This window comes from Acidisoma sp. L85, from assembly GCF_009765865.1.
Lineage (GTDB): Bacteria > Pseudomonadota > Alphaproteobacteria > Acetobacterales > Acetobacteraceae > Acidisoma.
Window position 1 is genome coordinate 48,232 of record NZ_LMUQ01000030.1, and the last position, 13,323, is coordinate 61,554.

Consider the following 13,323-nt stretch of genomic DNA (forward strand, 5'->3'; position numbering starts at 1 on the left):
GCAGCCCGGCTTACAGCGACTTCCGCGGCTCGCTGCTGTCCGATGCGCCACCCGCGCCTTGCCAGAATTGCGGAATGCGATGGAGCCTGTAGCCGTCGTTATTCCCACTCTAAACGAGGCCGGAGCGATCGCTGGCGTCATTCGGGAGATCCCGCGTGAATTCTCCCGCGATATCATCGTGGCGGACAGCGGCAGCACCGACGGGACACAGCAGGCGGCAATCGCGGCCGGAGCGCGGGTGATCGATGCCGGCCGAGGATACGGCCGCGCCTGCGCGATGGCGGCCGAAAGCGCTGATCCATCATGCACCGTCATCGTCTTTCTTGACGGGGATGGTGCCGACCGTGCCGACCTCATCGGCCTCATTGCAGGTCCGGTGTTGAGGGGTTCGCATGATTTCGTGCTCGCCTCCCGCACGCGCGGCGTTCGTGAGCCAGGCGCCATGCTGTGGCATCAGGTCCTTGCTGGTCGTGTCGCGGGTCTCGGGATGGGTATGCTATATCATGCCCGCTACAGTGACATGTGTGCGTTCCGCGCGATCGAGCGCTCGGTGCTCGAGCGGCTTGACTTGCGCGAGATGACCTATGGCTGGAACCTTGAAATGCAAATGCGAGCGGCGCGGTCTGGCTTGCGCATCCTTGAAGTGCCGCTGCCTTATCGGTGTCGGACAGCCGGCGAGTCCAAGGTCGCCGGTTCACTTCGCGGCACGATGAGGGCCGGAGGCCGCATCGCCGCCACCTTCTTTCGTGTCGCAATGGCACGTTCTTAGGTGAGCCCGCGGAGGGGGAGCGACGTACGGGGCGTTCGCCCAACACATCCGATGGATTTCACCTGTCGAGAGCCCAGTCGAGACGGCGCTTGCTTGTGCGGCCATCCGAAGCTTGTATTTTCGGAAGCTCGGGGAAACCCAAATCAATGTGACCTGTTGATCGCCGTCACTCGCTTTGGCTAGGTGGTATTAATGCCAACACCTCAAAAGGATCTGGTAGGAAGAACTGGGCTAGCAGCCGCTAGTCTATACAACGCGTGTGGTAACGAGCGATCGATCTACCGGGCAGCGCTTGACCGTTATTTTGAGAGCAGCATCGGGGCACGAATAGAGCGCTGCGAAGATCTTCCCCCTCGCGCAGCGATTACCACGTGTTTTGATGAATTCTGCGCCGGTCGCTGAACGACAGAGAACACAAGGGCTGCTTTTTGGTGAACTCAGCCCTGGAGATGGCCCCTCACGATCCTGAGTTCCGGAAATCAATCGCACGCGTTCTGAAACGCATCGAGGCATTCTTTTTGGTCTGTGTGCAGAATGGTCAGGCGGATGGCACCATCACTTGTTCGACCCCCGCGGAGGCTGTTGCCCAGCATTTCCTTGGCGTGCTGCTTGCTGATGAACATACGTGTCCTAGCACGCGTGCGTCCAGAGCGTGCCCTCATGGAGGGTATCCTTTGCACAGCGCTAGTCTTGCTCGGTCACCGGGAAAATCCATTAGGGCAGACGCGACGGTTGTGAATTAATTTGGAAACGGATCGAGGCGATTCCCAAGCTCGTAAAACTTGTGGCGGCCGTCAGCTACGCGGAGCCATCGCAATTTGCGAGCTGGCACGTAGATGTTTGCGCTGCGACAGCTTTACGGCTACCTCCGGAGCACCTCGCGAGTTTTAGCTATTGTGCGTTTGTGGCAACGGCTACCTGGGCCGCGCCCCGAATACGGGGCACCTCCCTACCGGCGAAACCAACGAAGATCTTTGCGGCGAAGTAGCGCATGGGCGCGGCGTCGCCCCGGGTTCCCACATGATTACTTGTTCAGCTAGGTGGATTCGCCAGTGAGAACCTGCCGAGGTGTTGTGCACTGTCGGGCAGTTACCGCCGCCGGCAGCGGCGCCACGACGCGGAAAAGGAAGGCGGCCTTTATCTGTGCGGCAACCTGCGGCCAGTTTTGCCTAAGAACCGAATGTCCGGCATCGAGCCAGACCAACTTCGCGTCCGGAAGGTCTTCAAGATAGGCGCGAGCACCTGGGGGAATAAAGACCGGGTCGCGCTTGCCCCAGATGATCAGGGTCGGTGGCGCGTGCTCGCGGAAAGCGGCCTGCCAGGTCGGATAGAGGGCGACGTTGGTTCTGTAGTCCTCGAGAAGATCAATCAAACCGGGCGGGCCTTCGTGTAGCTTGGCGGGGTAGCGACCGGCGTTGGGACGACCGGCAGTTGGCTTTTCAATGGCAAGCGCGTCGGGGTGAATCAGGCTGACAAATTCCTGAGCCGCGCGCTCCGTCTTAGCAGTGCGCCTTTGCCAGAGGGGTGCTAGCGCTCGAGAACAGACGGTGCTCACCCCTTCGGCGTAAGCGTTCGCATTCTGGATGATGAAGCCCGTCACCCGAAGAGGATCTCTGACGAAAAGGCGAAAGCCTACCGGACCGCCGCAGTCGTGCATGTAGAGCATGTACGACTTGAGCCCGATCTCCTCTATCAAATCCGCCACTAACGCGGTTAGGTTCTCGAAGGTGTAGTCGAAGGCGTGGGGTGCCGGTGCCTCGGATTCACCGAAGCCGATGTAGTCGGGTGCGATGAGGTGAAACCTGTCGGCAAGCGCTATGATCAAATTGCAATATTCAGCGCTGTTCCCCGGCAGTCCGTGCAAGAGCAGAATCGTTGGCGCGGAAGGGTCTCCGGCTTCTCGGTAGAAAATTTTCCGACCTCGCACCGACGCTTTGCGCTGAAATATGATGGGAGACATTGGAAATCCCTGACTTGTTGGCAGGGCGACCTTATAGCCGCGCCAAAGATCGATAATCCTAGTTGCCCCTTCTCCTTCGCACGGATCAGTGGCTAAGATCGGAAGGTAACTTTCCAGAATTTGGTAGGCCTGTGGATCGTCTAGAAGCGATGTCGGTAATGCTCACGGCGGTGGAGTGCGGAAGCCTCTCCAAGGCAAGCCGGAAGCTCGGCCTGCCACTGGCGACAGTAAGCCGCAAGGTGTCAGACTTGGAGAGCCACCTGAAGGCAGACCTGTTGGTCCGCTCCTCGAAGGGCCTCGAGCTCACGGCGGCTGGCCGCTCTTATGTCACTGCTGCTAAGATAATCCTGGAGCAGCTGAATGAGGCTGAACGCGCCGCTGCCGGTGAGTATACAGAGCCGAAGGGCGATCTGGTGGTCACTGCGCCCACGATGTTTGGGCGGTTGCACCTCCTGCCGGTCGTCATGACCTTTCTCTCTGCCTTCCCCGAAGTATCGATTGAGCTAATGCTGACCGACCGGATCACCCACTTCCTTGATGATCAGGTCGACGTGGCACTTCGCATTGGAGACCTGCCCGACAGCAGCTTGATTGCGACGCGCTTGGGCACGATCCGCCGCGTAACTTGTGCAAGTCCGGCCTACCTCGTCGCCCGGACGCCGCCGACGGCCCCAGAGGACCTAGCCTCGCACGAAGTGATATCGTTCGATAGCGTATCCGCGCAGAGCACTTGGCGGTACTGGTCGGAGGGGAACGAGGTAGCTGTCTCGTTCCGGTCGCGCCTTAGCGTCAGTACCATCGACGCGGCAATCGATGCCGGGCTGGCTGGCGCCGGCATCATTCGAGCTATGTCCTATCAGGTGGCCGACTTTGTGAGAGGGGGGGTCTTGCAACTCGTGCTCGAGCCCTTCGAGCCGGCACCGAGGCCCGTACATCTGATTTACGACAAGCAGAACCGGCTACCGCTCAAGCTCCGGGCCTTCGTCGATTTTGTCGTTCCACGTCTTCGCGATCGACTGATAGCGACGGCCCTGTAGTGGGATTTGCTCCGCCCCCACGAGAGAGGATGTGGGAGAAGCGATCGTCGTCATCCGCCGCCACAGGCGTCGGGAGCGTTCTCGACCGAGAATAAGCGGTGCCGAGGAAAAATTTTGTCTGATGCGGTTAGGCCTAGGGCCTCAGCTTTGGCGTCAGGAACGGCGTCAGCGCAACCATCATCAAGCCCACCAGCGTTAGCAACCTGAATGGCAGGTCGAAGCTGTGAGTGATGTCGCGCAATGCGCCCACCAGGAGCGGACCCGTTGCCGCGATCAGGTAGGCGATCAGGATGGCGAAGGCGCTCCAGGTGTTCGCTTCGTCGGGATCGCGGGTGTTGTCGAGAGGCAGCGTCATGCCAAGTGCGAAGCCGCCGCCAATGCCGAAGGAAATCATCGGCATGAACACGAAGGGCGCCAGCGTCGGCGACCAGGCGATGGCTACTAGGCCGAGAAAGGTGAGCAGCGAGAAGCCCGCAAGAGTGATACGCCGGTCGCTCTTGAAGCTGATGGCTCCTGCGAAGATCATCCCAACGGAGAGGCCAATAGTGAAACTCGCGAGAACTAAGCCGGCAGTCGCTTCCGAGACCTGATGCTCACGCATCATGGGCACGATCCACGAAACCAGGGCATAGAAGAGGAAGTTGTCGGCAGCGAAGAAGAGGCCAATGAGCCAAGCCTTCCCATCCTTGAAGGGAAGCTGATAGCGGCGGCCGGCGACGACCGGGCCAGCACCCCGGCTGGACTCCACGAATAGCCACGCTGCGAGGGCCGCCAGGCCGGGGACCGCCCAGAAGCCAGCGGCCACGCGCCAGCCGTGGTGCGCGGCCATAGGCCCGGTGACCGCCGCCGAGAGCGTTGCCCCGAGACCCAGCGCCGCCCCGTAGATGCTGACCAGGAGCGGGGCGCGGTTTGAAAAGTTCGCCTTGATGAAACCGCCTACCAACGCCCCAGCGATGGCGATGCCGCCGCCAACGGCGGCAGTTGACAGGTAGAGGAGGGGTGCCGTGTTCGAGAGGGCCCGGACCAAGGTCGCCACCAACAGGAGGGCAAGGGCGGCGAGAATCACCCGGTCGCGGCCGTAGCGGCGCGCCAACCCGGGCGCCGGCACCGCGAGGAGGCCCATCATGACGTTAGGAATGGTGATGAGGAGGGCGGCCTCGGTATGGCTCAGACCGAAAGCCGCCTGAACCGCCGTGATGAGCGGCCCGATGGAGACAAGTGCGGGTCGAAGATCGATCCCGATCAGCACAATACAGATGAGCCCTGCCCCCAGAGACAAGCCTGGGAACGAACGGCTGGCGCTCGCGTTATTCGAAATCTCTTGCGCAGTCATCTTCGACTCCTTCGTAGACGCTCGTCGTCAGCTGAGGTAATCGCCGACTTGGCCGGCTGGATAACTTCGCCAAAAAAGGGCGAGAGGGTTCGCGCTACAGATGTGTCGTCCCTAGCTAAGGATCCTGCGATTCGCGATCGCTTCGATCCGCTGGCGCGCGTCGCTCATGAACCCGCCGAGCTGACTCATCACCATGTAGCGGATGTGGTCGGCGCAGTATCCGCATTGCCCGCGTCGAACGGCGGTGCCGCGAAGTATTCAAACGCCAATTGAACGCATTGCGCTGCGTCTTCGCCACGAAGTTCGGAGATCAGCGTGAGCGCGAAGTCCGCGCCGGCAGTGACGCCACCGCCGGTGATGATGTTCCCATCGCGCACGACCCGTGAGGAATTCGGAATGGCGCCAAAGGTCCGCAGAAGATCCCGCCAAGCCCAGTGGATGGCGACGCATCGACCCTTCAGAAGGCCCGCGGCGCCGAGGATCAAGGATCCCGAGCAGACGGAAGTCGGGTAGGTAGCCGTATTGGCCAAACTGCGCACGGCAGCCATGAAGCGTTCGTTCTCCATCGCGGCGACGCAACCCAAGCCACCAGGGACGCAAAGAACGTCGCAGCGCTCGATCGCCTCCAAATCGGCCAGCTTATCAAACAGGAGGCCGGTGGAGCTCACAGAGGCCCCGCCGATGGAGGCGACGGTCACCTCGATGCCGGAGATCATCGTCAAAAATCGGGGCAGCGCCGTGAAGTCGAGCTGGGTGACTTCATCGTAGATGGGGATCACAACAACGGTCATTGGCGTCTCTCTCTCTCTCTCTGCGAAGCCGTGTCGATCGACGGCGCGTAGGATCGTAAAAGTTTTGAGCCGGTTGAGCCCTCGACGGCGGCGAAGACGCCGTGGCGCGGAATGGTCCGCTCGTCCGTTCCCGGGGAAAATCACGAGCGGTCCGACACTGGAGCCGGACGAGCCCTCGCGTCCGGCTCCAGTGTCGGATCAAGCGGCCGACCGAACGGTCAGGGCCGGCTGAAACAGAGAGTCCCGTTCGGTTTCGAAGGTGTTGTTGAAGAGGTTGGTGAGGAAGCTGAAGGCCGTCTCGGCGACGATGTCGACAACCTCGGCGTCGGGAAAGCCGGCGGTGCGGGCAGCAGTGAAATCTGTGTAGTCGATGTGGCCGCGCGACTTGACGACCTTGTAGGCGAAGGTCAGGGCAGCGACGGCCTTTGGCTCGCTAGAGTGGCCTGAGCGGTTCGGCTCCAGATCTTCCGCTTTCAGGCCCATCAGCTTGGCGCCGAGGTAATTGTGGGCAGTCAGGCAGTAGCTGCAGCCGTTCACCTCGGCCGTCATCATATGGACACGCTCACGAGTCTTGTAGCCGAGGCTCTTGCCGAGCGTGGGATTCACGTCGGCGATCGCCTCGAGGGCGTCGGGCGACCGGGAGATCATCGCGTAGAAATTCGGGATAGTGCCGAGAACTTTTTCATAATTCTCAAGTATCGGTTGTGATTTTACTGGGGCTTGTTGTTTAGTCGGGATAGCAATGCGAGCCACTGTAGATTCCTTACTTCCACCCGCCTTGGCTTCGGTAAGGAATCAATGCGCCATTCGGCGGCCGCGCATAATCCGTTGATATTGAGAGTATAGCTTCCATCACGTGGAAGGGCTCAGCCCGCCGCGTAGGGGATCAACGCTCCTGCTACGTGAGCTTCGAGAGAGTGGATCGCAACTAGGTAGCCGCGAAGGCGAGGAAAACGCGCATCTTGAGCGGAGGCTGCCCACGGGCGGCATGCACGAGGTGGACCGGGATAGGCTCAACATCGAAGGCCTGCAGACCGTTGACGAGCGTCCCAGCACGCAGGGCATCATTGCAGTGGCAGCGATAAGGACGGCTGAAGCCAGTGCTCCGAGAGGCCGCCTGTACTGTGCCTTCCGGTGACGTCACGGATAATCGGGGCACGACGTTGACCTGAAAGTCACGCTGATTCTCCGGATCTCAGAACGTCCAGACAGCGGACGATGGCACCGCAAAAATAACGCATGGGAGCCGCTCGAGGTCTCGGGGGTGCTCCGGCGCGCCACGCAACGTGATCAGATCCGGCGAGCCGCAGACGACAGTGTCCATTGGACCGACGCGCTTCGCTATCGTGCTGCTGTTGGGCAACGCCCCCAGTCGGACCGCCATGTCCACATGGTCGTCATGGAAGTGCAGGTTTCGGTCTGAAAGCACAAGCCGGACATTGATCACCGGAAAGGCATTGAGAAAATCAGTGACCAGCGGCAGCATATACATCTGCCCAAAGAGCAAGGGCGCGGTCAGCACCAGCTCGCCTCGTGGCCGCATGTATTCGCCGGCCGCCGCCCGCTCGACCTGGTCGAGCTCCTCCATGATGCGCTTGATGCCGTCGACATAGTCTCGACCCGCATCGGTCAGGGTAAGCTTGCGCGACGAGCGCTGCAATATCTTAGTCCGAGATGGCTCTCAAGTTCGCTGAGCTTACGGCTGAAGGTCGGCAAGGGCATGTTCATAGCCTTCGCCGCTGCGGTCATGCTGCCCTTTTCGACCGTGAGTAGCACGATCGACATCGCCTCCAGTCGGTCCATCGCTCTTCCACACCATGGAAGCTTGGTCGCACAATGGCGGTCTTCTTGCCTCGGCGCAAAGGCCCGACGCGGCAGCAACCCAATCGGGCAGCGCGGGCGTGCCTACCGCTCAATGGAAGACTGCTTCCCGAACTCAGGCGCTGCCCAGCAGGTCCGAGAGCGTGGACAACCTCATTATCAATTGCGGCGAGGAATGCCGCGAAATCCAAGGGATTCAATGATGACCATTCGCTTCAACACCGTCGACGTCGATGGCCTCAAGATATTCTACCGCTCGGCCGGCGAACTCAGCGCCCCGACAGTCCTGTTGCTGCACGGCTTTCCCAGCGCCAGCCACATGTTCCGCGACCTCATCCCGGAACTGGCCGATCACTACCATGTCGTGGCGCCGGACCTCCCCGGCTTTGGTATAACCGAACAGCCCATCCGCGAGGTCTTCTCATATACCTTCGAGAACATCGCCAAGGTGATCGGCCGCTTCACCGAGGTGCTCGGCCTTGAGAAGTTCGCTCTCTACATCTTCGACTACGGCGCTCCGGTTGGCTTTCGCCTGGCGGTCAAACATCCCGAGCGCATCACAGCCATCGTCACCCAGAACGGCAACGCCTACCTTGAGGGCGTTTCCGAGGCCTTTGCGCCGGTGCAAGCCTACTGGAACGAACCGACACAGACGAACCGCGACGCCCTGCGGGGTTTCCTCGCCCCACAGACTACGCTCTTCCAATACACCCACGGCGTGACCGACCCGAATCTGGTGTCGCCGGACGGCCGCAATCTCGACGACTTCTATCTGGCGCGCCCGGGGAACGACGAGATCCAGCTCGATCTGCTGGGCGACTATAAGACCAACGTGGCGATGTATGGAGACATCCAGGCCTATTTGCGCGACCATCGGCCGCCGGTCCTGGCTGTGTGGGGCAAGAACGATCCGTTCTTCATCCCGCCGGGCGCCGAAGCTTTCAAGCGGGACGTCCCGGAGGCGGACGTACGCTTCGTCGACAGCGGTCACTTCGCGCTGGAAACCCACGCCCGCGAGATCGGCGCAGCGATGCGCGAATTCTTGGCCAAGCACATCGGCTGACCTTAACGTGCTCACCCGGCGCTGACGTCCGCTTCCGGCGCGACACTGAAACACCAAGTATTCGCCGCGATCGAACATTCCCGACGGAGACAGATCATGATCGTCAACCCGACCGACATCATCCGGAGCTTCTACGAGAAGCTGAGCGTCGGCGACGCCGCTGGAGCCCTTGGACTGATGGCGCCAGACATCGAGTGGATCACCATGTGGCACTACCAGGTCGATGGGCGCGGTCCCGAGCGCGTCGCTGAAGGCCTGTTCCAGCCTCTGATGGCGGAGTGGTCGAGCTTCGCGCTTGTTCCCACCGAATTTATCACCGAACGAAGTAGCGTGGTCTCGCTAGGCGAGTTTACCGGCGTGCATGGCTCAACCGGCAAATCAGTCACGGCTCGCTACGCCCATGTCTGGACGGTTGAGGACGGGAAGATCACCCGTTTCCGTCAATACATCGACACCTTAGCGGTGGCGGAGGCCCGGCATCCGTAACCGCTGCAAATCGGGCCGCTCCCGTGTGCGCCTAACCGGTTCAACTCATATCACACTGCAATGCGACTGAAGCACCGCGCCACGAGCCCACTGCCAATTTTGAAACACTGTCTTCTTGGCGCTGCAGTTGCCGGGCTCTCAGCGTTTGCTGGCTCGGGAGTGGCACGGGCCCAATCGGTTTCTCGACCACGGCCAGCACCACTTATCATCGGATACAAGTCAACGGGTTAGGCATCTTTTATCGAGAAGCTGGTTCGAAGGATGCACCAACGATCGCACTTCTGCACGGCTTTCCGTCTTCGTCCCGCGAATTCGACACGCTAGTTCCTTTGCTGGCCACACGCTATCATCTCGTAGCTCCGGATCTTGCCGGCTTCGGTCAAAGCGACGCTCCATCACCCTCCGTCTAAATTCGACCATTTGGCAGGGACGACCGACCGTCTTCTCGAACAGCTCCATATCACCAAATGCGTTTTCTTCCTCCACGACTACGGCGGCCCGATCGGATTCCGTCTCATCCTCAAGCACCCAGAGCGGGTGCAGGCGCTCATCATCCAGAACGCCAATGTCTACAAGGAAGGGTTAGGTACCAAATGGGCGACCATTGCAAAATATTGGTCCGATCGAAGCGCACATCCCGAGGTGTTCAACGCTTTCGCTTCATGGACCGCCACCGAACAGCGCCATACCGCCGGAACCTCGCATCCCGAGCGCTATAGCCCAGATTGCTGGACCGACGAATACGCCCATCTTTGGAAGCCTGGGCAACGAGAAATCCAGGCAGACCTACTCGACGATCAAACGAACGTCGCCGACTATCCGAGGTGGCAAGCGTGGCTCCATGAACACAAACCGCCCACTTTGGTAACATGGGGGCGGAACGATCCATCCTTCATCGCGGCCGGTGCGGAGGCTTACAAGCGCGATCTTCCTGACGCGGAAATCCATTTACTGGACGCCGGCCATTTTGCCCTGGACGAAAAGAACGACGAGACCGCGGCTCTCATCTTAGCATTCCTGGCGAGACAGGATTTGTAACGAAACGAGGGGATGCAGTCGATCCTTTGCCTGAACGAAATTATGAAACGGAGTAACCAGGATGCGCCATCTTCGCTTGCCCACTCTCTCGCCCGAAGCCTCGCTGAGCGGGCTAGACCCGTCCAACCTAACGGCAGCGGAGATGCGCGCTGCCTACGATCGCGGCGACTATCGGCCGACTGACGTTGTGCGCGCCTGCCTCGAGCGCATTCGTATGCTGGAGCCTCGCCTTAATACCTTTATCACCATCAATGACCGCATGCTGGAAGACGCCGAGCGGGCAGATAACGAAATTGCAGCCGGCAGGCCGCTCGGCCCACTGCACGGCGTTCCCGTCATCATTAAGGACAACATGAATCAGGCGGGTTATCGCACCACCGCAGGCTATGCAGGATTCGCGGCCGATGACCGCGTGGTCGACCCGGTCGCAGGCGCCTTGAACGGCGTCGATCTAGATCCGCAGAAAGATGCAACGGTGGTCGCGCGGCTGAAGGAGGCTGGCGCCATCATTATGGGAAAAAGCAATCTGCCCGATTTTGGGCTTGATGGTCTACGGGCCGACTCCAGCCATAACGGCGACACTCTCAATCCCTTTGACGCCACCTTTGCGCCCGGTGCGTCGAGTACCGGCAGCGCGACCGCGGTCACAGCCGGCTTCGGAGCGGTAAGTTTGGGCACGGACACGGCGGGATCGATCCTCTTCCCGGCCTCCGCGCAAAGTCTCGTCGGACTCAAGCCGAGCTTCGGTCTCCTGCCGGTTGATGGCATTTTTCCGGGACTCGCAAGCCATCACGACGTAGCCGGCCCGATTGCCAAAACGGTCGAGGACGTGGCCGCGACGCTGGACGTTCTTGCCGCGACACCAACGGGCCAAGGCTATCAAGCGAAGCTCCGGCGTGGCGCGCTTCAAGGCAAGGTCATCGGACTGTTCGAACCAGGTCAATGGGCGGGCGAACTTCACCCGCTCGTCGCAAGCCATTACCAAAAGATGGTGGAGATCATCGAATCGCTGGGCGCCCGCACCGCACACGTCGTCTTCGTTGATACGGACTGGACGACCGTTTGGAATGCCCGGACGTTCTTCTCGTCCTGCAACAGTTACCTCGCCGGGGTTGACGCCTTCCTGGCCGGTCTTGGCGGCGCTAACCCGGCATCGCGGGTCGAATTTGCAAAGCAAGCGGGCTTCGAAATCGGGCTGGGAACAACCGCGCCCCTGCACAGCCTGCTTGCACACCCAGCGCGTAACGTGGGAAGTGACGATCCGCGGCTCAAAGCGGTCATCGACACGGCCGAAGCGCTGTGTCGAAAATACGAGGCGATTCTCTCCGCAAGAGGAATTGACGCCCTGTTCCTGCCTCGGTCGGTCAATCCGCTACCTAACCTAGACGGCAATTCGCTCGACTACCTCGGCGATCAGGTCGTCGGCACTCAAGTCAATGAAATGGGTCTACCTGCAATCACCGTGCCCGGAGGCGTTCTTCCCGACGGACGGCCTATAGCCGTGGATTTCGTTGGTCGAGCTAAATTCACAGAAGCAGAGATTCTGGCTTACGCCTATGATTTTGAGCAAGAAAGCCAGCTCCGGTGCACTCCAAATCTGGGCAACCTACGCTAGTTGGATTCGTTCGTCCGGTTCGGAGGCTCCTGAGGGCCGCGCTGCGGCTGGAGCTGACGCAAAGCCGCGGTCGGCTATCTTTATCGAGTGACCGCTTACAAGATGGCCGACCTATGCTCCTAATCACTTGGTTGGGTCGTTTCGGGCTTGTCCGCTTTCTTGATATCGGGATACACAAATGGACATTGAGCCGCTGAGGGCAGCGGCGCGGCCTTAAAAGCGCCTGCGCTCCTCAACGGCTGTCTCCCATCAACGGCCGTCGCTAGGCGACACGAGCTAATAAAGCCTTGTCACGGCCTGATGAATGCTCCTCTTGAGCGTTCCATGCCTGAATTGTGCCGTCGGATTTGCAGACCACGTCATTCGGCGAAATTAGGTGTTTCCCTTGGAAGCTGTCCGCGAGCACGGTGACTCGACCGTCCTATTCTGTCCGCGTGATGCAGCGCCCGCAATGGGAGCAGCCGATGAGCCGCCCCTCGCGATCGCGTGTATGGCCGTTAGCGAAGTTGCTCGGCTGGCGGAAGATGGAGATGCCGCTCGATGTCGTCCAGCGCAATATGCGGTCATGCGGCAGGTCACTCACCAGAAGGCAGTCTAGATCAGCGAACCAGACCGGGCCCTCCAGCCAACCGAAACCTTCGCCGAGCGTCTCTAGCGGCACATTGGGGAGAACAAGCGCCCTGAAGCTCGGATCGATAATCGCGATGCCGTCCATCACGCGAAGTGACAGGGCGTCAAGACGGGCGGCACATGGAGTTGCACCGTCATCAAAACAGCGGGCTGATCGCCGATCGTGCCCGAGCGATGGCCCTTGCGGCCCTGCGCATTCGCGACGCAGCCCTGATCTTCACCGAGCGAGAATTCGCCCGCGCCCTGTTCGATGCCTGTGCCGTCCATCGCCTCGAAAAGCGGGTTGCAATTGGCGCCTGACCCAGTGCAGCACATCCGAGTGTTCGACATCGCAAATTATGGGGCGCACCTCACTCATGGCCGGGTCTTCGAGGTCGCACCTGATTGGTTACTTGTCATCGCCGATCACCCACGCGTAACCGGCAAACCACCCCCGCGATCATGTTGGCGACGGAAAATGTAACGTTGAAGCTGTTGCCGCGTAGCCGATGGGCAGGAGTGTTCTGAGGCCTCCCTGACGCGCAGGCCGAGACGTTATGGACTTGAATTGCGAACGCCCCGGCGTGTTATTCTGGTTTGAGAGCTCTAGAATGACCCAGTGCGCCAGATTGACAGTATGCCAGCCGAGTAGCTGCGCGGAGGACAGGATGGCACGCCCGAGAGAATTTGACGAAGAGGTTGTTATTGACGCTGCGATTCAGTGTTTTTGGAATCGCGGCTTTGAGGCGACCTCTGTCAAAGACCTGATTGAAAGAACTGGGATCACAGCCGCTAGTCTCT

18 protein-coding genes are annotated in these 13,323 nt (G+C 60.3%); 9 read left to right on the plus strand and 9 right to left on the minus strand.

Features of this window, described 5'->3' with window-relative positions; genetic code table 11:
* Positions 1–769: glycosyltransferase family 2 protein (locus GSQ83_RS08845; RefSeq protein ID WP_216849994.1), on the plus strand; the 769-nt coding region annotated here is incomplete at its 5' end.
* Between the two features lie 398 nt (positions 770–1,167).
* Positions 1,168–1,512 (plus strand): TetR family transcriptional regulator C-terminal domain-containing protein, encoded by a 345-nt coding sequence (locus GSQ83_RS31145; protein WP_371417985.1) that lies wholly within the window; start codon positions 1,168–1,170, stop codon positions 1,510–1,512.
* 293 nt (positions 1,513–1,805) lie between these two features.
* Here the strand turns inward: GSQ83_RS31145 and GSQ83_RS08850 are convergent, their stop codons facing one another.
* On the minus strand, positions 1,806–2,729 hold the full coding sequence (locus GSQ83_RS08850) for an alpha/beta fold hydrolase (protein ID WP_158802536.1): 924 nt from the start codon (positions 2,727–2,729) through the stop codon (positions 1,806–1,808).
* A gap of 149 nt (positions 2,730–2,878) precedes the next feature.
* Between GSQ83_RS08850 and GSQ83_RS08855 the strand changes: the two genes are divergently transcribed.
* Positions 2,879–3,766, plus strand: a complete 888-nt coding sequence (locus GSQ83_RS08855) for a LysR family transcriptional regulator (RefSeq protein WP_256367218.1) — start codon at positions 2,879–2,881, stop codon at positions 3,764–3,766.
* Between the two features lie 133 nt (positions 3,767–3,899).
* Here GSQ83_RS08855 and GSQ83_RS08860 read toward each other — a convergent pair whose 3' ends face one another.
* From GSQ83_RS08860 to GSQ83_RS31150, 6 genes are all read right to left on the minus strand, one after another.
* Positions 3,900–5,099, minus strand: a complete 1,200-nt coding sequence (locus GSQ83_RS08860; protein WP_158802538.1) for a CynX/NimT family MFS transporter — start codon at positions 5,097–5,099, stop codon at positions 3,900–3,902.
* 188 nt (positions 5,100–5,287) lie between these two features.
* Positions 5,288–5,890, minus strand: a complete 603-nt coding sequence (locus GSQ83_RS08865) for a DJ-1/PfpI family protein (RefSeq protein WP_158802539.1) — start codon at positions 5,888–5,890, stop codon at positions 5,288–5,290.
* Positions 5,891–6,088: 198 nt separating this feature from the next.
* Positions 6,089–6,643, minus strand: coding sequence for a carboxymuconolactone decarboxylase family protein (locus GSQ83_RS08870; RefSeq protein WP_158802540.1), 555 nt, complete (start codon positions 6,641–6,643; stop codon positions 6,089–6,091).
* Between the two features lie 175 nt (positions 6,644–6,818).
* A complete protein-coding gene (locus GSQ83_RS29815; RefSeq protein ID WP_216849997.1) occupies positions 6,819–7,034 on the minus strand; it encodes a hypothetical protein in 216 nt (71 codons plus the stop codon).
* 51 nt (positions 7,035–7,085) lie between these two features.
* Positions 7,086–7,550 (minus strand): LysR substrate-binding domain-containing protein, encoded by a 465-nt coding sequence (locus GSQ83_RS29820; RefSeq protein ID WP_216849998.1) that lies wholly within the window; start codon positions 7,548–7,550, stop codon positions 7,086–7,088.
* On the minus strand, positions 7,520–7,693 hold the full coding sequence (locus GSQ83_RS31150; RefSeq protein ID WP_216849999.1) for a LysR family transcriptional regulator: 174 nt from the start codon (positions 7,691–7,693) through the stop codon (positions 7,520–7,522). Before GSQ83_RS31150 ends, GSQ83_RS29820 begins: the two co-directional genes overlap by 31 nt.
* Before the next feature lie 217 nt (positions 7,694–7,910).
* On the opposite strand from GSQ83_RS31150, the gene GSQ83_RS08880 reads away from it, so the two are divergent.
* From GSQ83_RS08880 to GSQ83_RS08895, 5 genes are all read left to right on the plus strand, one after another.
* On the plus strand, positions 7,911–8,774 hold the full coding sequence (locus GSQ83_RS08880) for an alpha/beta fold hydrolase (RefSeq protein ID WP_158802541.1): 864 nt from the start codon (positions 7,911–7,913) through the stop codon (positions 8,772–8,774).
* Positions 8,775–8,870: 96 nt separating this feature from the next.
* The gene (locus tag GSQ83_RS08885; protein WP_158802542.1) at positions 8,871–9,260 is read left to right on the plus strand and encodes a nuclear transport factor 2 family protein; all 390 of its coding nucleotides are present in this window, start codon (positions 8,871–8,873) and stop codon (positions 9,258–9,260) included.
* 272 nt (positions 9,261–9,532) lie between these two features.
* Entirely contained in the window at positions 9,533–9,670 is a 138-nt protein-coding gene (locus GSQ83_RS31155) for an alpha/beta fold hydrolase (protein ID WP_371417986.1), read from the plus strand.
* A complete protein-coding gene (locus tag GSQ83_RS08890) occupies positions 9,627–10,298 on the plus strand; it encodes an alpha/beta fold hydrolase (RefSeq protein ID WP_371417984.1) in 672 nt (223 codons plus the stop codon). The genes GSQ83_RS31155 and GSQ83_RS08890 overlap by 44 nt, the downstream gene beginning before the upstream one ends.
* 142 nt (positions 10,299–10,440) lie before the next feature.
* Complete coding sequence (locus GSQ83_RS08895; protein ID WP_158802543.1) at positions 10,441–11,913, plus strand: amidase; 1,473 nt, start codon at positions 10,441–10,443, stop codon at positions 11,911–11,913.
* A gap of 421 nt (positions 11,914–12,334) precedes the next feature.
* Here the strand turns inward: GSQ83_RS08895 and GSQ83_RS30400 are convergent, their stop codons facing one another.
* Both GSQ83_RS30400 and GSQ83_RS08905 read right to left on the minus strand, forming a co-directional pair.
* The gene (locus tag GSQ83_RS30400; RefSeq protein ID WP_254065574.1) at positions 12,335–12,628 is read right to left on the minus strand and encodes an SMP-30/gluconolactonase/LRE family protein; all 294 of its coding nucleotides are present in this window, start codon (positions 12,626–12,628) and stop codon (positions 12,335–12,337) included.
* Positions 12,628–12,873, minus strand: a complete 246-nt coding sequence (locus GSQ83_RS08905; RefSeq protein ID WP_216850001.1) for a hypothetical protein — start codon at positions 12,871–12,873, stop codon at positions 12,628–12,630. The genes GSQ83_RS30400 and GSQ83_RS08905 overlap by 1 nt, the downstream gene beginning before the upstream one ends.
* A gap of 317 nt (positions 12,874–13,190) precedes the next feature.
* Here GSQ83_RS08905 and GSQ83_RS08910 point away from each other — a divergent pair.
* Positions 13,191–13,323: helix-turn-helix domain-containing protein (locus GSQ83_RS08910; RefSeq protein WP_158802544.1), on the plus strand; the 133-nt coding region annotated here is incomplete at its 3' end.